Consider the following 24,778-nt stretch of genomic DNA (forward strand, 5'->3'; position numbering starts at 1 on the left):
ATAATGTTTAACATGAGTGAGCAAAAAAAATCAAATCAAAAACAAATAAACATAGAGCTTGACGAAAAGATGGCTGAAGGTGTTTATTCGAATTTGGCAATAATCAACCACTCCGTATCCGAATTTGTAGTCGATTTCATAAGTATGATGCCCGGTGCACCAAAAGCTAAAGTGAAAAGTAGAATCGTGCTAACGCCGCAGCATGCTAAGAAATTTCTCAAAGCTTTAAATGATAACGTACAACGTTTTGAGAAGGCTCACGGTACCATTAAGGATTATGAGCAAACTCTTGTGCCTATAAATTTTGGTCCGGTAGGAGAAGCTTAGAAAAAGCCCAGCTAATATTAGCTGGGCTTTTTTTAGTCAAATTCCGAAACATAATGCAGTTTGACGAGTGGATATTTAGACTGTGTCATTTGTAAAGAGAATTGAGAATCTGCTAGAAACACTAATTGTCCTCTTTTGTCCTTGGCTAAAAACTTTTGTTTTACTCTTATAAAGTCCTTGAATTCATCACTCTTCCTATTTTCATTACCTATCCAGCAGGCTTTGAAAACGGGAAAATTTTCATAGCTACATTTAGCGCCATACTCGTGTTCTAAACGATACTGTATAACTTCAAATTGTAACGCTCCTACCGTACCAATAACTTTGCGTCCATTAAGTTCTAACGTAAAAAGTTGAGCAACACCTTCGTCCATCAGCTGATCAATTCCCTTATTTAACTGCTTGGATTTCATTGGGTCGGCATTGTTTATATACCTAAAATGTTCGGGAGAAAAGCTTGGTATACCTTTATAATGTAATGTTTCTCCCTCGGTTAGCGTATCACCTATCTTAAAGTTTCCTGTGTCATGCAGTCCAACAATATCTCCTGGATATGAGATGTCCACAATTTCTTTTTTTTCTGCAAAAAAGGCATTGGGACTGGAGAATTTTAGCTTTTTACCCTGTCTTACATGTAAATAGGGTTTGTTCCGCTCGAACGTTCCGGATACAATTTTAACGAAGGCTAGTCTATCGCGATGTTTGGGATCCATATTTGCATGAATTTTAAACACGAAACCTGTCAGTTCCTTCTCATTTGCTCGGACCAAACGCTCTTCGGCCATTTTCGGTTTCGGTGGTGGTGCAATTTCAATAAAACAATCTAGTAATTCCCGTACACCAAAATTATTTAGCGCCGAACCAAAGAATACAGGTTGTTGTTCGCCTTTTAAATATAATTGTTTGTCAAATTCAGGATATACGCCCCAAACCAAATCTAAATTTTCTCTTAGCTCCTTTGCTGCGCTGGCCCCAATGATTTGTTCAAGTTGAGGATTTTCTAAGTCGTCAAATGCAATTGTTTCTTCTATATTCTTTTTATTGTCACCACTAAATAGATTGATGTTTTTTTCATAAATATTATAAATCCCTTTAAAGTCGTAGCCCATTCCTATGGGAAAGCTAAGGGGTGTCACCGAAAGTCCTAGTTTTTGTTCAAGCTCGTCTAGAAGGTCAAAAGCATCTTGTCCTTCTCTATCCAGCTTGTTAATAAATACTAACATAGGAATGTTGCGCATTCGGCAGACTTCTACAAGTTTCACCGTTTGTTCTTCAACCCCCTTTGCTACATCGATTACCACGATTACGCTATCTACCGCTGTTAAGGTTCTAAAGGTGTCCTCCGCAAAATCCTTGTGTCCAGGGGTGTCAAGTATATTTATCTTTTTGTTCTTGTAAATAAAAGCCAAAACAGAAGTTGCAACGGATATCCCCCGTTGACGTTCAATTTCCATGAAATCACTGGTGGCTGTTTTTTTTATTTTATTGTTCTTTACGGCCCCTGCTTCTTGAATTGCACCTCCGAAAAGTAGAAGCTTTTCAGTTAATGTGGTTTTTCCTGCATCAGGATGCGATATAATTCCAAAAGTTCGTCTTCTTTCTATTTCTTCCTTAAAGCTCATTTAATACAATTTGAGGGTAAAAATACGTGAATTTAGGGGTTTTGTCATCTATAACTCACGTGAAGATTTCTTTACAAATAAATAGTTCATTGTGACAAAATTGATAATTTTGTGTCATATATTTAATATGAAAAATAAGTCCTGAGTTATCTTGGTTAGTATTTCAAAGAGATTTGTTAACAAGTTATCCGAGATGCTAAGACGCTATCCATAATACAACTATCTTGCGTGTAATTTCAAATTAGGAAGTCCCATATCCTGCCTAGATAAAATCCTACTTGTCATGGTGATACGTTTAAATTAAACTGTCGTTATGAGAAAAAGTACGTTTTCAACTCCCAAGCTTCTAACCCAGCCTTATAGCTTTGCTAGAGCAATTGTTTTCACGCTATTGTTATGCACTATCTCTTTTGTTTATGGGAATGAACTACCTGCTGATATAGTTACGATAGATACTGATGGAGATGGGGTCTACGACCATATTGATATTGACGATGATGGCGATGGCTTAACGGATGAAACTGAGGACGCAAATCTAGACGGTGATTATAATCCTGAAACTTATCCTACAGATACGGATAGTGATGGAGTGCCCGATTATTTAGATATCGATTCAGATAATGATGGGATACTGGACAATTTGGAGGGTCCGAATTTTCATCTTTATAAACCAATTTCTGGCATAGATAGTGACGGGAATGGTTTGGACGATGCTTATGAAAGTTACCCCGGTGCCGGACAAGGTATCGCTCCATTCTCAAGAGATTCTGATATATACCCTAACTATTTGGACATCGATTCCGATAACGATGGTATCCCTGATAATGTAGAAGCACAGACCACTGATGGTTATATTCCACCAAATGATGATGATGCGGCGACTTACGCATCTAATAATGGGTTGAATAGTGCCTACATTGGCGGTCTAATTCCAGTAAACACTGATGGTACACCACGACCGAATAAACCGGACTTTTTAGATTATGATAGTGATGACGACAGTGTACCTGACAACAACGAGGGCAACGATTTTAACTTCGACGGTATTCCGGACCAGTCCTTTACGGGCACGGATACTGACGGGGACGGACTTGACGACGGTTACGAGGGAAGTGATGTCAACGACGGCTTCGACGTGAACGACGAGATCGACGACCCCGCGAACGACCTACCTGACACGGACGGAACGGAGGACGTGAACTACAGGGACCTTGACGACGACGGTGACGGAACGCCCACGGAAGAGGAGGACCCGAACGGTAACGGCGACCCTACCGACGACGACAGCGACAACGACGGTACTCCGGACTACCTGGATCCCGATAGCGGGGGCAAGGATACCGACGGCGACGGGGTTCCCGACCTTACGGACCTTGACGACGACAACGACGGACTTTTGGATACCACGGAGGATCCCAATTTGGACGGGGACAACGACCCCCTGACGGACCCTTCGGATACGGACAACGACGGCATCCCAAACCATTTGGACATCGACTCCGATAACGACGGTATCCCTGACAATGTTGAGGGGCAGACCACTGACGGTTATGTAGCGCCTAGCGGCAACGACACGGACAACGACGGTCTGGACGATGCCTACGAGGGATCGGACAACGACGGTATCGTACCTGTGAACACGGACGGCGGGGACACGTTTGATTATATCGACCTCGACAGCGACAACGACAGTGTACCTGACAACAACGAGGGCAACGATTTTAACTTCGACGGTATTCCGGACCAGTCCTTTACGGGCACGGATACTGACGGGGACGGACTTGACGACGGTTACGAGGGAAGTGATGTCAACGACGGCTTCGACGTGAACGACGAGATCGACGACCCCGCGAACGACCTACCTGACACGGACGGAACGGAGGACGTGAACTACAGGGACCTTGACGACGACGGTGACGGAACGCCCACGGAAGAGGAGGACCCGAACGGTAACGGCGACCCTACCGACGACGACAGCGACAACGACGGTACTCCGGACTACCTGGATCCCGATAGCGGGGGCAAGGATACCGACGGCGACGGGGTTCCCGACCTTACGGACCTTGACGACGACAACGACGGACTTTTGGATACCACGGAGGATCCCAATTTGGACGGGGACAACGACCCCCTGACGGACCCTTCGGATACGGACAACGACGGCATCCCAAACCATTTGGACATCGATTCCGATAACGACGGTATCCCTGACAATGTTGAGGGGCAGACCACTGACGGTTATGTAGCGCCTAGCGGCAACGACACGGACAACGACGGTCTGGACGATGCCTACGAGGGATCGGACAACGACGGTATCGTACCTGTGAACACGGACGGCGGGGACACGTTTGATTATATCGACCTCGACAGCGACAACGACAGTGTACCTGACAACAACGAGGGCAACGATTTTAACTTCGACGGTATTCCGGACCAGTCCTTTACGGGCACGGATACTGACGGGGACGGACTTGACGACGGTTACGAGGGAAGTGATGTCAACGACGGCTTCGACGTGAACGACGAGATCGACGACCCCGCGAACGACCTACCTGACACGGACGGAACGGAGGACGTGAACTACAGGGACCTTGACGACGACGGTGACGGAACGCCCACGGAAGAGGAGGACCCGAACGGTAACGGCGACCCTACCGACGACGACAGCGACAACGACGGTACTCCGGACTACCTGGATCCCGATAGCGGGGGCAAGGATACCGACGGCGACGGGGTTCCCGACCTTACGGACCTTGACGACGACAACGACGGACTTTTGGATACCACGGAGGATCCCAATTTGGACGGGGACAACGACCCCCTGACGGACCCTTCGGATACGGACAACGACGGCATCCCAAACCATTTGGACATCGACTCCGATAACGACGGTATCCCTGACAATGTTGAGGGGCAGACCACTGACGGTTATGTAGCGCCTAGCGGCAACGACACGGACAACGACGGTCTGGACGATGCCTACGAGGGATCGGACAACGACGGTATCGTACCTGTGAACACGGACGGCGGGGACACGTTTGATTATATCGACCTCGACAGCGACAACGACAGTGTACCTGACAACAACGAGGGCAACGATTTTAACTTCGACGGTATTCCGGACCAGTCCTTTACGGGCACGGATACTGACGGGGACGGACTTGACGACGGTTACGAGGGAAGTGATGTCAACGACGGCTTCGACGTGAACGACGAGATCGACGACCCCGCGAACGACCTACCTGACACGGACGGAACGGAGGACGTGAACTACAGGGACCTTGACGACGACGGTGACGGAACGCCCACGGAAGAGGAGGACCCGAACGGTAACGGCGACCCTACCGACGACGACAGCGACAACGACGGTACTCCGGACTACCTGGATCCCGATAGTCCAATGTTAGATGTGATTGATGATTCTGCTACTACTCCTTCTAATACTGCTGTTGATATTAATATTCTGGAAAATGATTTAGGAGTTCCTACGAATGGTACTATCACTTTTACGGAGCCTTTGGACGGAATCCTTGAGATTAATGACGGAGGGACTCCAGATGATTTATCCGACGATTTTGTCACGTACACACCTAACATTGATTTTAATGGTACCGATGGTTTTGAATACACGGTCTGTAATGTCGCTGGAAATTGTGACACAGCTATAGTTATAGTTTCGGTGGGTACACCTCAAATGTTGGATGTGGTGGATGACTCAGGGGTTACTGATCCTGAAACCGCAGTTAATATTGATATCTTTATAAACGATATAAATCTTCCAAATGACGGTAATGTCACGTTTACAGGAGCTTCCAACGGTATCGTTTCGGCAAACAATGGTGGAACCCCAGATGACCTTTTGGATGATTTCGTTACCTACACACCAAATACAGGTTTTAGCGGAACAGATACCTTTGAATATACAGTCTGTGATTTGCTGGGTAACTGTGATACGGCTATAGTAACAATAGTCGTAAACGAACCACAAATAGTTGCCATTGAAGTAAATCAAATTGTATCTCCCAACTCCGATGGTAAAAATGACTTTTTGTTTATTCGCGGGGTTGAAAATATTCGCAATAGCACATTGAAAATTTTTAATAGATGGGGTGTTGCGGTGTATGAAGGAGAAAATTATAATAATCAGAATAATGTTTTCGATGGTCGGTCTAGAGGTAGGTCTACGTTGAGTGTAGAAGACTATCTACCTTCAGGTGTGTATTACTACATCTTTGATTACACGACTTTGACCGGGGAAACTGTTGTTGATAGTGAGTATATTTACATAAGCAGATAATAGCATTACCACATGATAATCAGGAATTATTTCTTAGGGTTACTTTTTTTAGCATTACTTTTCGTAAGTGAGATACGTGCGCAACAAGACGCCCAATACACTCAGTACATGTTTAATACCATTAGTGTTAATCCAGCTTATGCAGGGTCTCGTGGTCAATTGAGTGTAGCAGCTTTATACCGAGCTCAGTGGGTAGGGTTAGAGGGAGCGCCCACCTCACAAACGGTGAATATTCATTCACCTATCAGAAATAGCAAACTCGGTTATGGGATATCCGTCGTTAATGACGAAATCGGCGATGGTACAGTGCAGGAAACTTATTTTGATGGTGTTTTGTCTTATACTATTGAAGTTGCAAGGGATGCTAAATTATCCTTTGGACTAAAAGCAGGTTTAAATGTGTTAAATTTAGATTTCAATAGATTACGAAATTTCGATGCAGAACCTGTCAATGTGGATAATATAGAAAATAGAATTTCTCCAAATGTTGGTTTAGGCTTCTATTATCATACAAAGAAATTCTATGCGGGTCTATCGGCACCTAATTTATTACAAACCGAACATTTTGATAATTCCGCTACCGATGCGAATTCTATACAGTTTCTATCCCAGGAAAGAATTAATTTTTATTTGATAACAGGTTATGTTTTTGATTTAAACGGAAACTTAAAGTTCAAGCCTGCATTATTGACGAAAGTGGTGGGAGGGGCACCCTTGCAAATAGATCTTTCTGCGAATTTCATGTTTGCGGATAAATTCACTTTTGGAGCTGCCTACAGATTGGATGCCGCAGTGAGTGCTATGGCCGGTTTTCAAATCTCTGACCAGCTAATGTTAGGTTTGGCTTATGACAAAGAAACTACCGAATTGGGAGGTACTCGTTTTAACGATGGTTCCTTTGAAGTCTTTTTAAGGTATGAACTAGTAAAATCCTTTCAACGATTGGTATCACCTCGCTTCTTTTAATACGGACAGACCCATGACAAAAAAAGTATATATACTATTTATTTTTCTAAGTTCTTTCTCTTTAGTAAGAACTTTGGCGCAGGAAAGATTGGTGACAAAAGGAAATGAAAAATACGAAGAGTACTCTTTTAGACCAGCAATCGATATTTATAAAAAAGTTTTGGATAAAGGATTTGTTTCTGCCGATTTGCTTAAAAAATTGGGTAATTCATATTACTTCAATTCTGACTATAAGGAAGCGGCCGAAACATTTAAAAAGTTGGTAGCGGAATTTCCTAACGAAGTTGCTCCCGAGGATTATTTTAAATACGCACAAACCTTAAAAACTCTTGGAGAATATGAGGCTTCTAATAAAGTCATGTCGAAGTTTACCGAGTTGACTTCTAGTGATATTAGGGCAAATGCATTTAAAGAAGAAAGGGATTATTTGGCCGAAATTGTTGAAAATTCAGGTAGGTATGATATTACGCCATTTGAATATAATTCTGTTTATTCTGAATTTGCACCCGCTTTTTATAAGGATGGGCTGATTTTTTCTTCCGATCGGGATACAGGTAATTTTGCTAGGTATAGACATACCTGGACTGAAAAGGATTTTTTGGATTTGTATAAAGTAAATGTCGATAGTGTTTCGATGAATATGGTTACAAAATTTGGAGAAGATATAAATACAAGGTTGCACGAATCGGCATCTGTGATAACTAAAGATGGCCAAACCTTATATTTTACCCGAAATAATGTTGTGGAAGGCAAATATATTAAGGATGAAAAGGGAATTATTAGGCTTAAAATATTTAGGGCTAAAATGTTAGACGGCGTTTGGGGAGAAGTAGAGGAGCTTCCATTTAATAGCGATGCGTATTCTGTGGCTAATCCTGTTTTAAGTCCAGACGAAAAAACACTATACTTTGCTTCTGATATGCCGGGTACCCTCGGTCTATCCGATATTTTTATGGTAGGAATAAATGACGACCGTACATTTAGTGCTCCGGTCAATCTAGGGGCTAACATAAATACAGAAGCTAGGGAGACCTTTCCGTTTGTTACGGATAACGAAATACTTTATTTTTCTTCCGATGGCCATCCCGGTTTAGGAGGTTTAGACGTGTTTGCGACAAAAATTAAACGTAAGGATTTTAGTGGTAAAGTCCTTAACGTTGGAGAGCCTATAAACAGCCGAAGCGACGATTTTACATTTATTTTCAATGAAGAATCCAAAGAGGGCTATGTTGCATCCAACAGAGAAGGTGGATTAGGATATGATGATATATATAAATTTATTGAAAAAGAGCCGTTAGTATTCGAATGTATACAGAGCATAACGGGAACGGTACGGGATAAGATTTCAAATAATGTACTGGTAGGGGCAACCGTAAAGGTCATTAATGAAAATAACGAAGAAATACTATCGGATATTACAAATTCCGAAGGTGATTATAGGCTTGTTTTGGATTGCAATAAAGGTAATTTTGTAAGAGCCTTAATGGAAGGGTATGTCCCGTTTGAAGAGTACATTGGTGTTTCGGATGGGAAACCTAAAATAATAGATTTCTATTTAGAAAGGGATTTGGTTACAGCGGGGTTCGGTGACGACTTGGCTAAGCTATTGCAATTAAGCACTATATATTTTGACTTTGATAAGTATAATATTCGTAAAGATTCTGAGATAGAAGTTGAAAAGGTAATAGCGGCAATGGAAAAATATCCTAGCTTGAAAATCCAAGTAAACTCACATACGGATAGTAGAGGTCCAGCCGCTTATAATTTATGGCTCTCACAGAAAAGAGCGGAGTCTACCATAAATTATATGATTTCAAAAGGAATTAGTTCGGATAGATTGGCTAGTAAAGGATTTGGAGAATTGAAACTCATTAATGAGTGCGAAGATGGAGTCCGGTGTTCTGCTTCAAAACATGATTTAAATAGACGTTCCGAGTTTATTATTCTAGAATAGAAAAATTGATAGCAGTCAATGGTAAGTAGTAGATTTTAATATATTATTCGCTGGGTTTAAACAGATTTTTTTTGAGTATTGGGTTTAATTTCTGTAAATTCTATATATTTTTTTATCTTGGTTTAAGCGAATTAAAGCTACTGCTTAGTGCGGTAACAACCAATAAACGAATTCTGTGTATCTTATTAATAATGAATCTTTTATCGTTTCAATTAAAGTAGATATTTCTTACAAATAGAACCTTATACGCGTTTACATTTAAAGCCGTTATCGATAAGAGGCATCATTTTAAAGAGGTATATATCTATAATTCAGGTGTTCACAACAATTATTTCTCTCCATTGCTATTGCGGTTAACTTTGTCATGAATAGGTATTCCATGGGGATACTTAATATCTGTTCCCTACCAAAGTTTAAAACCAACAACTTAATGCAAGGTCAACTATTGCGTATAATGCTTACCCTTCTCCTTTTGGGGTCTTGTACATTGATGAGCGCACAAACGACAATCACAACACAAGTAGCTTCGGCCAATGATGATGCCGAAGAAGAGGTGTCCAATGGTAATATGGACCTTGGTAGTTCTGATTTAGAATTGACCCGGGATGGGGGAACAAACCAGTTGGTGGGGATGCGTTTCAACAATATAAACATCCCTCAGGGTACCACGATTATAAGTGCAAGCATTCAATTTACTACTGACGAGACCGATTCTGGTAGTACTTCGGTTACCATTAGAGGGGAAGATACCGATAATGCCAGTTTTTTTTCAAATACGAACAGCAATATTTCCAATAGGACATTGACTGCCGCATCAGTAGCGTGGAATAGTATACCTGCCTGGAATACCGCCGGTCAATCAGGTACCAACCAACAAACACCGGATTTGACTAATATAGTACAAGAGATTGTGAACAGGGGGGGCTGGAGCATTGGTAATTCAATGGCGTTTGTTATTAACGGAACGGGAGAACGGACGGCCGAATCATACAATGGCAGTGCCGGACAAGCACCTATTTTGACGATTGTTGCCAATTTTACCCCACTGCCTTTGCCAACATTGCCGGCAATTATACCAAACACAAACAGGGGGCTTCCTTTTATTTATTTTATGGCAGACAATCGGTCTGAACTTTATTCTGTAGCGCCAGATCCTACGGCATCTCCTTTGCCTTCTCCCGCAATCATCAATACTACCTTTGGGGGAAATCCTATTACATTCTCCGGTGAGGGTGGAGGGTATAGATCTACGGATCGACTGGTTTACGTATTTCAAGGAGGAGATCCCACGAATTCTTCTGATATGTACGCAATCGATCCTGAGACTGGGATAGCCACTTTGATAAAAACGGGTATTGTGGCTGTACATGTGGAGGGAGCCGAATTTTATATAAATAATTCGACAGGGGAAGAAATTTTGGTGATAGTTTACCAAAATGGAACAAGTGGTGGAGCCGACAGAGTTATGGCGGTTAACCCAAACGCAAGTGGATCCAATCCGCCTTGGTCTCCTTATATGGGGTATCCGATTATCTTAAATGGAGCATTGACTCAAGCTGATGGTATTTCATGGAACCCGGATACAGCTGAGTTTTACGTTCAGAATGATGATAATGTTGATTACTATACCTTGAATATAACCACGGGAAATACCGTTTCTGTTTTTTCAACATCTCTCGCTATTGATGGTGAGGGTATTACCTACGCCAGTGATGGGACAAATTATATCGAAGATGAAAATACCGTTGGACAAGGTTGAACCATATTTATTGTAGATACGTCAACAGGTGACCTAATCCCGGCCGCCCAATTGGGTAGTACGGGAGATGTGGAGTCTATTATGGGAAATCTCGGTACAAGAAATGACGCAGGGGATGCGCCTTCATCTTATGGGTACGCCTCTCATATTCTGCCTATACTTACTTCAACTTCTATATCAATTTACATGGGATCTGTATACCCGGATAGTGAAGACCCCTTTGTAAATTTTAGTACAGGCATAAGTGATGACAATACAGGAGATGATGAAGATGGGGTTACCAGCGGCGGTCTAGATTTAGATGGTCAGTTACTTACTGTGGCACAAACGGAAGTTATTGATATAAGAACCAATGGTGTAGGTGTTTTGAATGCTTGGATTGATTTTAATAGGGATGGAGATTTTGATGATACTGGAGAACAGATTGCAACAGATATTGCGCCCTCTGGTGGGAATATTACACTAAATATAACTATTCCGAGTTCGGCTAACCCTGGTACGTCTTATGCCCGCTTTAGATTTTCTTCTGAAACTGGTTTGCTCCCTGGAAATACGGAAGCTGCTGATGGGGAGGTGGAGGATTACCAAGTCATCATCTATGATGCCACGGTATGTCCACCAGGAAGTGCTTTATATGACACGCCCAGTATTACGAATGTTTATGCAACATCTGTAATAGTGGATAATAGTGTCAACAACCAAAATAATGCTTTAGGTAATAATGATGCTACCTTGGCAAGATTCAATAATAACAGTGACGAGCTCGTTCTTGAAATGGGGCAATCAATAAACAATGGGGATAATACGACTGTAAATGGCACCGATGGTAATGTTTTCAATGTTTGGGTATCGCCCAGTGCGACCGGCCCTTGGACACAAGTAGGAAGCAATGCCTTTCTCGATTTCACTTTTACATCCCCCATAGACTGGTTGTATATTCGATTGAGAAGGGCAACAGGAGGCAATAACTTTATTAGTTATATCGATGCGAGTAAGACAATTTACACAAGTAGTTGTGAACCTGATATTGATGGAGATGCTGTTCCTGATCAATTTGATTTGGATAATGACAATGATGGAATACCTGATTTAGATGAAGATTTTGGCAATCAACCGTATGGGGATGAAGATGGTGACGGTATTTTAAATGGGGTAGATACTACGGATAATGGAAATGGGGGAGATAGCTCTACTACAAATTATATTGATGGTAATAGCGATGGTATTCCGGATATTTATGACACCGACTTGGATGGAGTACCAAATCATTTGGATTTAGACAGTGATAATGACGGTATTTATGATGCCATGGAGGCGGGTCATGGACAATCGCATATAAGTGGAGTGGTGAACAGTGTGTACGGAGCAAACGGCTTGGCCAATAATGTGGAAACCTCATCCGAAAGTGGAGTAATAAACTACACCATTTCTAACACTGATGGGGCTATCAACCCAGATTATTTAGAATTGGATAGTGATGGCGATTCTTGTAACGATGTAATTGAAGGTGGCTTTACAGATGATAATAGTGATGGGCTTCTAGGCCCCATTCCCGTATTCGTAGATGCCAACGGATTAGTGACTTCGGGAACAGATGGTTATACAACTCCTGCAGATGGAGATGCTAACAGTATTTACGACTTTCAAGAAATAGGAACAATTCCTATAATTGACACCCAACCTGTGAATATAGCTACCTGTCCTGGTTGCAATACTTTGTTCTCCGTAGCCACTTCGGGAGCAGACAGCTATAAATGGCAGAAATTCAATGGTACACTTTGGGTAGATTTAATAGATGGGGGTATCCACAATGGCACGGTAACCAACCAATTGACAATAACCAACGCAACACCGTTAGATAATGGTAATCAATATCGGGTAATAGCTTCAAGTTCCACTTATTTATGTACTACTGCCATATCTAATATTGCTACACTTACCATAGGAGTTAATACGGTAATCACCAATAGAAAAATTACCATTAGGGTAAATAAAAACTAAATTTTCATAGCCTTCTCACCCCACTATAAAGGTAATTTTTCAATTTTTAGTAGGTCTTATAAAGTATTGTTGGTTTGTGAAGGTTTTCGATAAGCCAAACGCCTTTTTTTAAAGGCAAAACAGGTTAAGAATCTCTAATAAAAGTAAAACATCCATTGGGGTAAAAATATCTTTTCAAATCACTATTTTTTTTCTGTTTTAACGATTGTTGTCACTGAAGTTATCACTGGTTTTAAAGTCTTCGAATCATCTTGCTTGATACTCCCTAAATATTGTATTTGTTGGCTTTATCGATGAAAGAATACATCTTTTTCTGGACTCATGCGAATTGGAAACCTCAATTATTAAGAGCTATACAATACTATTTTATCGTTACACAACATTTATTTCTCTATGGAAGCCTTAACATTAATTTTGTAAGCTATTAATGTTGCATCAAAGAATTTCATTGAATTTCAGTGGAGTTTCGGATAACAATAAGTGAATAAATTTTGAAGTTGAAACTAGGAAATAAGACGATGTTGCGAAACTATATTTTAAGTAAACAGCCTGTTATGGACAAAAGAATATTATGGATGCTATTTTTGGTATCCAGTTTCACATTTGCACAGACGACTGTTACATTGGAAGACCAATGTAATTGTGAGGTTCTTCAAGGAACGGATGTATCTGTTCCGGGAGTGAGTAGTCCCGTTGGAGCAGATTTGGGTGATTTGTATGTAAACACAACTACTGGAACCATATTTTTCTGGGATGGAGATTCTTGGGAGTTTACGTCTACGGACGATCAACAATTAACTGGGTTTACATTTAACGATACAACCAATGAACTGACCTTAGACTTGGAGAATGGCGGCAGCATTACGGTTGACCTAAGCAGCTTACAAGATACTTTTTCGGATGCCAATACGACAATCACAAATTTTGATATTGATGCAGGTACCAATAGCTTGGTTTTAACTGATAGTGATGCAAACTCATTTGCAATTTCTTTAGCTAGCTTGGCTTCTATTATTGATACGAATACTTTTGTCACAGATTTTGTTTTAGATGCGGGTGCTGGAGAACTTGTCATTATAGATAACGATGGTGGAGAATTTAGAGTATCATTATCGGATATAGCCGCGGCTACGGATACAAATACTACGATTGCTACTTTTGAAGTAGACCTTGTAACAAACGAGTTAGTAATTACAGATAGTGAAGGTGGCGATGTACGTGTACCGTTAGCTGATATTGCTGCTCAAGTAGATACGAATACCACCTACACAGCGGGTGCCGGACTTGATTTGACGGGAACAACGTTCTCGGTGGACGGTTCCACGATCACACCGGACTGGACGAACATCACGAACATACCGGCGGGCTTCGCGGACGATATCGACAACGATACGCAGTTGACCGATGCACAGGTGGCCACTGCGGTGAACAACGAGTTCCCTAATTTGGATACGGATTCGACCGACGACTTCAGCGGGGACTTCCCCGACCTGACGAACATACCTGCGGGACTGGCCGACGGCGACGACGATACGACCTATAGCGCAGGAGCCGGATTGGACCTGACGGGAACAACCTTCTCCGTGGACGGTTCCACGATCACACCGGACTGGACGAACATTACGAACATACCTGCGGGCTTCGCGGACGATATCGACAACGATACGCAGCTGACCGATGCACAGGTTGCCACTGCGGTGAACAACGAGTTCCCGAACCTTGATACGGATTCGACCGACGACTTCAGCGGGGACTTCCCCGACCTGACGAACATTCCTGCGGGACTGGCCGACGGCGACGACGATACGACCTATAGCGCAGGAGCCGGATTGGACCTGACGGGAACTACGTTCTCGGTAGACGGTTCCACGATCACACCGGACTGGACGAACATCACGAACATACCGGCGGGCTTCGCGGACGATATCGACAACGATACGCAGTTGACCGATGCACAGGTGGCCACTGCGGTGAACAACGAGTTCCCTAATTTGGATACGGATTCGACCGATGATTTCAGCGGGGACTTCCCCGACCTGACGAACATTCCTGCGGGACTGGCCGACGGCGATGACAATACCACTAATGATCGTCTGGAAATAAACGGTTCCGATCTTGAACTGGAAGATTCAGACGGCAATCTTTTAAGTGTTTCCTTAGGAGCGATTGCGGCCGCTACCGATACGGATGACCAAGATTTACAAAACTTTCAAGTAAACGGAACAGACCTTGAAATTTCTATTCAGGATGGGAACACGGTGACAGTGCCCCTGGCGGACATAGCTGCTGGAACTGATACGAATACCACCTACACAGCGGGTGCGGGACTTGACCTAACGGGAACGGTATTCTCGGTGGACGGTTCCACGATCACACCGGACTGGACGAACATTACGAACATACCTGCCGGCTTTGCGGACGATATCGACAACGATACGCAGTTGACCGATGCACAGGTGGCCACTGCGGTGAACAACGAGTTCCCGAACCTGGATACGGATTCCACCGACGATTTCGACGGGGCATGGGGCAGCCTTACGGCCGTACCTGCAGGTTTTGCGGATAACACGGACGATAATACGGAGTATACAGCGGGTGCTGGACTTGACTTAACGGGAACGGTATTCTCGGTTGACGGTTCTTCGATCACACCGGACTGGACGAACATCACGAACATACCTGCGGGATTCGCGGACGATATCGACAACGATACGCAGTTGACCGATGCACAGGTGGCCACTGCGGTGAACAACGAGTTCCCTAATTTGGATACGGATTCCACGGACGATTTCGACGGGGCATGGGGCAGCCTTACGGCCATACCTGCCGGATTTGCGGATAACACGGACGATAATACGGAGTATACAGCGGGTGCTGGACTTGATTTGACCGGAACAACCTTCTCGGTAGACGGTTCTACGATCACACCGGACTGGACGAACATCACCAATATCCCAGCGGGCTTCGCCGACGATATCGACAACGACACCCAGTTGACCGATGCACAGGTGGCCACTGCCGTGAACAACGAGTTCCCTAACCTTGATACGGATTCCACGGACGATTTCGACGGTGCATGGGGCAGCCTTACGGCGGTACCTGCCGGATTTGCGGACAACACGGACGATAATACAGAATATACAGCGGGTGCCGGATTGGACCTGACGGGAACAACGTTCTCGGTCGACGGATCTACGATCACACCGGACTGGACGAACATCACCAATATCCCTGCCGGCTTCGCGGACGATATCGACAACGACACCCAGTTGACCGATGCAGAGGTGGCCACTGCCGTGAACAACGAGTTCCCTAATTTGGATACGGATTCGACCGACGATTTCGACGGTGCATGGGGCAGCCTTACGGCCGTACCTGCCGGATTTGCGGACAACACGGACGACAACACGGAATATACAGCGGGTGCCGGACTTGATTTGACGGGAACAACCTTCTCCGTCGACGGATCTACGATTACGCCGGACTGGACGAACATCACGAACATCCCTGCTGGCTTCGCCGACGATATCGACAACGATACCCAGTTGACCGATGCAGAAGTTGCGACTGCGGTGAACAGCGAGTTCCCTAACCTTGATACGGATTCCACGGACGATTTCAGCGGGGACTTCCCCGACCTGACGAACATTCCTGCGGGACTGGCCGACGGCGATGACAATACCACTAATGATCGTCTGGAAATAAACGGTTCCGATCTTGAACTGGAAGATTCAGACGGCAATCTTTTAAGTGTTTCCTTAGGAGCGATTGCGGCCGCTACCGATACGGATGACCAAGATTTACAAAACTTTCAAGTAAACGGAACAGACCTTGAAATTTCTATTCAGGATGGGAACACGGTGACAGTGCCCCTGGCGGACATAGCTGCTGGAACTGATACGAATACCACCTACACAGCGGGTGCGGGACTTGACCTAACGGGAACGGTATTCTCGGTGGACGGTTCCACGATCACACCGGACTGGACGAACATTACGAACATACCTGCCGGCTTTGCGGACGATATCGACAACGATACGCAGTTGACCGATGCACAGGTGGCCACTGCGGTGAACAACGAGTTCCCGAACCTGGATACGGATTCCACCGACGATTTCGACGGGGCATGGGGCAGCCTTACGGCCGTACCTGCAGGTTTTGCGGATAACACGGACGATAATACGGAGTATACAGCGGGTGCTGGACTTGACTTAACGGGAACGGTATTCTCGGTTGACGGTTCTTCGATCACACCGGACTGGACGAACATCACGAACATACCTGCGGGATTCGCGGACGATATCGACAACGATACGCAGTTGACCGATGCACAGGTGGCCACTGCGGTGAACAACGAGTTCCCTAATTTGGATACGGATTCCACGGACGATTTCGACGGGGCATGGGGCAGCCTTACGGCCATACCTGCCGGATTTGCGGATAACACGGACGATAATACGGAGTATACAGCGGGTGCTGGACTTGATTTGACCGGAACAACCTTCTCGGTAGACGGTTCTACGATCACACCGGACTGGACGAACATCACCAATATCCCAGCGGGCTTCGCCGACGATATCGACAACGACACCCAGTTGACCGATGCACAGGTGGCCACTGCCGTGAACAACGAGTTCCCTAACCTTGATACGGATTCCACGGACGATTTCGACGGTGCATGGGGCAGCCTTACGGCGGTACCTGCCGGATTTGCGGACAACACGGACGATAATACAGAATATACAGCGGGTGCCGGATTGGACCTGACGGGAACAACGTTCTCGGTCGACGGATCTACGATCACACCGGACTGGACGAACATCACCAATATCCCTGCCGGCTTCGCGGACGATATCGACAACGACACCCAGTTGACCGATGCAGAGGTGGCCACTGCCGTGAACAACGAGTTCCCTAATTTGGATACGGATTCGACCGACGATTTCGACGGTGCATGGGGCAGCCTTACGGCCGTACCTGCCGGATTTGCGGACAACACGGACGATAATACAGAATATACAGCGGGTGCCGGATTGGACCTGACGGGAACAACGTTCTCGGTCGACGGATCTACGATCACACCGGACTGGACGAACATCACCAATATCCCTGCCGGCTTCGCGGACGATATCGACAACGACACCCAGTTGACCGATGCAGAGGTGGCCACTGCCGTGAACAACGAGTTCCCTAATTTGGATACGGATTCGACCGACGATTTCGACGGTGCATGGGGCAGCCTTACGGCCGTACCTGCCGGATTTGCGGACAACACGGACGACAACACGGAATATACAGCGGGTGCCGGACTTGATTTGACGGGAACAACCTTCTCCGTCGACGGATCTACGATTACGCCGGACTGGACGAACATCACGAACATCCCTGCTGGCTTCGCCGACGATATCGACAACGATACCCAGTTGACCGATGCAGAAGTTGCGACTGCGGTGAACAGCGAGTTCCCTAACCTTGATACGGATTCCACGGACGATTTCAGCGGGGACTTCCCCGACCTGACGAACATTCCTGCGGGACTGGCCGACGGCGATGACAATACCACTAATGATCGTCTGGAAATAAACGGTTCCGATCTTGAACTGGAAGATTCAGACGGCAATCTTTTAAGTGTTTCCTTAGGAGCGATTGCGGCCGCTACCGATACGGATGACCAAGATTTACAAAACTTTCAAGTAAACGGAACAGACCTTGAAATTTCTATTCAGGATGGGAACACGGTGACAGTGCCCCTGGCGGACATAGCTGCTGGAACTGATACGAATACCACCTACACAGCGGGTGCGGGACTTGACCTAACGGGAACGGTATTCTCGGTGGACGGTTCCACGATCACACCGGACTGGACGAACATTACGAACATACCTGCCGGCTTTGCGGACGATATCGACAACGATACGCAGTTGACCGATGCACAGGTGGCCACTGCGGTGAACAACGAGTTCCCGAACCTGGATACGGATTCCACCGACGATTTCGACGGGGCATGGGGCAGCCTTACGGCCGTACCTGCAGGTTTTGCGGATAACACGGACGATAATACGGAGTATACAGCGGGTGCTGGACTTGACTTAACGGGAACGGTATTCTCGGTTGACGGTTCTTCGATCACACCGGACTGGACGAACATCACGAACATACCTGCGGGATTCGCGGACGATATCGACAACGATACGCAGTTGACCGATGCACAGGTGGCCACTGCGGTGAACAACGAGTTCCCTAATTTGGATACGGATTCCACGGACGATTTCGACGGGGCATGGGGCAGCCTTACGGCCATACCTGCCGGATTTGCGGATAACACGGACGATAATACGGAGTATACAGCGGGTGCCGGATTGGACCTGACGGGAACAACGTTCTCGGTCGACGGATCTACGATCACACCGGACTGGACGAACATCACCAATATCCCTGCCGGCTTCGCGGACGATATCGACAACGACACCCAGTTGACCGATGCAGAGGTGGCCACTGCCGTGAACAACGAGTTCCCTAATTTGGATACGGATTCGACCGACGATTTCGACGGTGCATGGGGCAGCCTTACGGCCGTACCTGCCGGATTTGCGGACAACACGGACGACAACACGGAATATACAGCGGGTGCCGGACTTGATTTGACGGGGACAACGTTCTCGGTGGACGGTTCCACGATCACACCGGACTGGACGAACATCACGAACATCCCTGCGGGCTTCGCGGACGATATCGACAACGATACGCAGTTGACCGATGCACAGGTGGCCACTGCGGTGAACAACGAGTTCCCTAATTTGGATACGGATTCCACCGACGATTTCGATGGCGTATGGGGCAGCCTTACGGCCGTACCTGCTGGCTTCGCCGACAACACAGACGACAACACGGAGTATACGGCCGGTGCTGGACTTGACTTAACGGGAACGGTATTCTCGGTTGACGGTTCTTCGATCACGCCCGACTGGACGAACATTACGAACATACCTGCCGGCTTCGCGGACGATATCGACAACGATACGCAGTTGACCGATGCACAGGTGGCCACTGCGGTGAACAACGAGTTCCCGAACCTGGATACGGATTCGACCGACGATTTCAGCGGAGACTTCCCCGACCTGACGAACATTCCTGCGGGACTGGCCGACGGCGACGACGATACGACCTATAGCGCAGGAGCCGGATTGGACCTAACGGGAACTACGTTCTCGGTAGACGGTTCCACGATCACACCGGACTGGACGAACATTACAAGCATTCCTGCAGGTTTTGCGGACAATACGGACGATAATACGGAGTATACAGCGGGTGCCGGACTGGACCTGACTGGAACGGTATTCTCCGTCGACGGTTCCACGATTACACCGGACTGGACGAACATTACGAACATACCGGCGGGCTTCGCGGACGATATCGACAACGATACGCAGTTGACCGATGCACAGGTGGCCACTGCGGTGAACAACGAGTTCCCGAACCTTGATACGGATTCCACGGACGATTTCAACGGTGCATGGGGCAGCCTTACTGCCGTACCTGCCGGTTTTGCCGACAACACGGACGATAATACAGAATATACAGCGGGTGCCGGATTGGACCTGACGGGAACAACGTTCTCGGTCGACGGTTCTACGATCACACCGGACTGGACGAACATCACCAATATCCCTGCCGGCTTCGCGGACGATATCGACAACGACACCCAGTTGACCGATGCAGAGGTGGCCACTGCCGTGAACAATGAGTTCCCTAACCTTGATACGGATTCCACGGACGATTTCGACGGTGCATGGGGCAGCCTTACGGCGGTACCTGCCGGATTTGCGGACAACACGGACGACAACACGGAATATACGGCGGGTGCCGGATTGGACCTGACGGGAACAACCTTCTCCGTCGACGGATCTACGATTACGCCGGACTGGACGAACATCACGAACATCCCTGCCGGTTTCGCCGACGATATCGACAACGATACACAGTTGACCGATGCAGAAGTTGCGACTGCCGTGAACAGCGAGTTCCCTAATTTGGATACGGATTCCACGGACGATTTCAACGGTGCATGGGGCAGCCTTACGGCCGTACCTGCTGGCTTCGCCGACAACACAGACGACAACACGGAGTATACGGCTGGTGCTGGACTTGACCTGACGGGAACGGTATTCTCGGTTGACGGTTCTTCGATCACGCCCGATTGGACGAATATTACGAACATTCCTGCGAACCTGGACCTTGATTCTACGGACGATTTCGACGGAGCATGGGGCAGCCTTACGGCGGTACCTGCCGGGTTTGCGGACAACACGGACGACAACACGGAATATACAGCGGGTGCGGGACTTGATTTGACCGGTACGACCTTCTCCGTTGACGGATCGGCGATCACCCCCGATTGGACGAACATCACGAACATACCTGCCGGTTTCGCCGACGATATCGACAACGATACCCAGTTGACCGATGCCGAGGTGGCCACAGCAGTGAACAACGAGTTCCCTAACCTTGATACGGATTCCACCGACGATTTCGACGGAGCATGGGGCAGCCTTACGGCGGTACCTGCGGGCTTCGCGGACAACACGGACGACAATACAGAATATACAGCGGGTGCCGGACTGGACCTGACTGGAACGGTATTCTCCGTCGACGGTTCCACGATTACACCGGACTGGACGAACATCACGAACATACCGGCGGGCTTCGCGGACGATATCGACAACGATACCCAGTTGACCGATGCACAGGTGGCCACTGCGGTGAACAACGAGTTCCCGAACCTTGATACGGATGCCACCGACGATTTCGACGGGGCATGGGGCAGCCTTACGGCCGTACCTGCCGGATTTGCGGACAATACGGACGATAATACGGAATATACAGCGGGTGCCGGACTTGATTTGACGGGAACTACGTTCTCGGTAGACGGTTCCACGATCACACCGGACTGGACGAACATCACGAACATACCTGCGGGCTTCGCGGACGATATCGACAACGATACGCAGTTGACCGATGCACAGGTTGCCACTGCGGTGAACAACGAGTTCCCGAACCTTGATACAGATTCCACCGACGATTTCGACGGGGCATGGGGCAGCCTTACGGCGGTACCTGCCGGTTTTTCGGATAACGTAGACAACGTAGACGATGCAGATTCAGTTATTGGAAATGAGTCGGTCACAGGACTTAGTTTTGATGGAACAACTTTGACCCTTACTCAAGACGGAGCACCTAGTGAAACTGTTATCCTTACTTCGGTAGATACAGATGACCAGAATGCCAGCCAAGTAACCATTGCTGATGCTGACGGAAACTTTACTTCCGGGGACGTAGAAGGGGCATTGGATGAGCTTGCAGATAGTATAACTGCAAATATTGCAGATGGTACCGAAACCATAATTGACGATGGTAGTGCTAACCCCACGTATGATATTTCCGTAACTGGAGACGGATCTGCAGGCGATCCATATGTGATTAGAAATACAAGACCAAATATATTTTATCCACCTTCCATAGCAATTGATGCTTCCGCTTTAGTTAACAATGTGACTGTAGATTTATATCAGCAATATTTGGACCAGTATGATGGTTCTGCTTCTAACTTTACTGCAAGTGCAGGTGCACCTGCTACCGTGCCTTTCTATGGACCAACGGACTTGTATTACTATGTGACTTTTGCAGATCCAGCGGTGCTTAACATTGATAGTATCACTGCTAGTGGTGTTCTACAATATGATGTAGTAGGAACGCCACCAGATTACAATTCATTGATCAATGTAGTATTTGTAGTAAAATAAGTATTCACAGAAACGACCGTAAATCGATTTGAAACATATAACTACATATAAAGCTTTAATCCTTAGCATTGTTTTTACAGTACTGGGGACACTTGCTTCCAATGCTCAATTTTTATTACAGGCACCTAATAGCACCGACGAAAATAATTACCAATGGTATGAGGCTTCGGACACGGCGACCGTTATAGGGACAGATTTTTTCTTGGAAGTTACAGCTCCAGGAATTTATTTTGCTACCTACGACGGTACCTTATGCGGTGCTAACGCTACCGGATATTTTATTGTTACGGATTGTAATACACCAGATAATGAGGTAACGTTGGATATTAGGTCCAACATTCCTACTGGAGCAACCGTAAGTTGGTCTCCAGCGGTTACAGGAAATCAAACCCAACCAACGGTCACTGCTTTACAAACTGTAGTGCGATACACGGCTACAGTGACTAAAGTAGGGAATAACACCAATCTACCTAATTTTACTGTGGTCTGCTTAAGTCAGGCTGCAACATTGGTAGATGATATCGTGTCGGTAGATGAGGATACTTTTGTATTGGTAGATATTTTTGATAATGATTCAGATTTGCCAACAACAGGATCGCTAAACACAACCAATCCTTCTAATGGAACGGTAACCATAGACAATGGTGGAACGCCCAACGATCCCACGGACGATATGGTTACGTATACACCAGCCCCAGATTATAACGGGCCGGATAGTTTTGACTATACAATATGTAATTCTTCAGGAGATTGTAGCACCGCAACGGTTACGGTAGATGTGCTTCCTATTGTCGATGCTAATGATGATGTGGTGACTATAAATGTAAATCAGATTATAAACATAGATAATTGGCATGTAAATGATAATGACCTGCCAACACTAGGTACTTATAGTGCAACGCAATCTAGTAATGGTTCTTTAACAATTGATGATAACGGTACACCTAACGACCCATCTGATGATATTGTGAACTATTTCCCTAATAATGACTTTGTAGGGACAGATACATTTGACTATACCGTATGTGATACCCTAGGCAATTGCAGTACCGCAACGGTTACCATCATAATTAGTCCTTCGGGAGCAGCTTTAGATAGCGATAACGACGGTATTCTAGACAGTTTTGAGGATTTGAATTTAGATGGGGATAATAATCCTGCTACCGAAATAACGGACACAGATGGTGATGGTATTGCCGATTATTTGGATATTGACAGTGACGATGATGGAATACCGGATAACGTAGAAGCACAGACTACCGTTGATTACATAGCACCTAGTGGTACTGATAGTAATGGTAACGGAATTGATGATGCTTACGAAGTATCAGGAGTAATAGGTATATTTCCAGTGGATACGGATGGTGATAGTCTACCCGATTATTTAGATGAGGATAGTGATAATGACAACATTCCTGATAATATCGAGGCGCATGATTTTGACCAAAATGGTATTGCGGACGTTATACCTACCGGTACCGATCAGGACAATGATGGTCTTGATGATGGATATGAAGGCAGCAACACTGATGATGCAGATGTAAATGACGAAATAGACGACCCTATCACTAATCTTCCAAATACGGATAACGACGAGGAATCTGACTACAGAGATACGGACGATGATGATGACGGGATAGCAACTATAGACGAGGACTTAAATGGTGATGGTGATTATGTGAACGACGATAGTGATAACGATGGTATTCCTAATTACCTGGATTCTGATCTTGGTGTAACAGGCGAAACTATAGAGGTCTTTAATGTAATTACTCCAAATGGAGATAATGTACATGATGTACTACGGATAGATGGTTTGGAGAATTATCCGGATAATACGGTTCGCATATATAACCGTTGGGGTGTTTCTGTCTTTACAACAAAAGCCTATGGTACGGACGGTAATGTATTCGATGGGACTTCGCAAGGAAGAGTAACCGTGAATCAAGATAACCAATTGCCAGTTGGAACTTATTTCTATATTATTGATTACAAAGAGCCTAGCGGTAATATGAAATCACTTTCGGGTTATTTATATATAAACAGATAAAG

Annotated in this window: 9 protein-coding genes; 8 read left to right on the top strand and 1 reads right to left on the bottom strand. The window is 45.8% G+C overall.

The window, feature by feature from the left end:
- The first annotated feature begins 12 nt into the window (after positions 1–12).
- Positions 13–327 carry a DUF3467 domain-containing protein gene (locus MS6x_RS15535; protein ID WP_482603365.1) on the top strand — a complete coding sequence of 105 codons (315 nt, stop codon included), beginning with the start codon at positions 13–15 and terminating at the stop codon, positions 325–327.
- A 32-nt stretch (positions 328–359) separates the two neighbouring features.
- On the opposite strand, the gene MS6x_RS15540 is transcribed toward MS6x_RS15535, so the two are convergent.
- The gene (locus MS6x_RS15540) at positions 360–1,949 is read right to left on the bottom strand and encodes a peptide chain release factor 3 (protein ID WP_482603366.1); all 1,590 of its coding nucleotides are present in this window, start codon (positions 1,947–1,949) and stop codon (positions 360–362) included.
- A gap of 313 nt (positions 1,950–2,262) precedes the next feature.
- Between MS6x_RS15540 and MS6x_RS15545 the strand changes: the two genes are divergently transcribed.
- The 7 genes from MS6x_RS15545 to MS6x_RS15575 all read left to right on the top strand — a co-directional run bounded on the left by MS6x_RS15545 (position 2,263) and on the right by MS6x_RS15575 (position 24,776).
- The gene (locus MS6x_RS15545) at positions 2,263–6,246 is read left to right on the top strand and encodes a T9SS type B sorting domain-containing protein (RefSeq protein ID WP_482603367.1); all 3,984 of its coding nucleotides are present in this window, start codon (positions 2,263–2,265) and stop codon (positions 6,244–6,246) included.
- A 12-nt stretch (positions 6,247–6,258) separates the two neighbouring features.
- On the top strand, positions 6,259–7,212 hold the full coding sequence (locus MS6x_RS15550) for a PorP/SprF family type IX secretion system membrane protein (RefSeq protein WP_482603368.1): 954 nt from the start codon (positions 6,259–6,261) through the stop codon (positions 7,210–7,212).
- A gap of 13 nt (positions 7,213–7,225) precedes the next feature.
- Positions 7,226–9,166, top strand: a complete 1,941-nt coding sequence (locus MS6x_RS15555) for an OmpA family protein (RefSeq protein ID WP_482603369.1) — start codon at positions 7,226–7,228, stop codon at positions 9,164–9,166.
- A 430-nt stretch (positions 9,167–9,596) separates the two neighbouring features.
- Complete coding sequence (locus MS6x_RS15560) at positions 9,597–10,925, top strand: hypothetical protein (RefSeq protein ID WP_482603370.1); 1,329 nt, start codon at positions 9,597–9,599, stop codon at positions 10,923–10,925.
- A 186-nt stretch (positions 10,926–11,111) separates the two neighbouring features.
- A complete protein-coding gene (locus MS6x_RS15565; protein ID WP_482603371.1) occupies positions 11,112–12,926 on the top strand; it encodes a GEVED domain-containing protein in 1,815 nt (604 codons plus the stop codon).
- Between the two features lie 554 nt (positions 12,927–13,480).
- Positions 13,481–22,726, top strand: a complete 9,246-nt coding sequence (locus MS6x_RS15570) for a beta strand repeat-containing protein (protein WP_482603372.1) — start codon at positions 13,481–13,483, stop codon at positions 22,724–22,726.
- A 28-nt stretch (positions 22,727–22,754) separates the two neighbouring features.
- Positions 22,755–24,776: a T9SS type B sorting domain-containing protein gene (locus tag MS6x_RS15575; RefSeq protein WP_482603373.1), complete on the top strand. Its 2,022-nt coding sequence runs from the start codon at positions 22,755–22,757 to the stop codon at positions 24,774–24,776.
- Positions 24,777–24,778 lie beyond the last annotated feature (2 nt).

This window comes from Maribacter sp. MS6, from assembly GCF_056839185.1.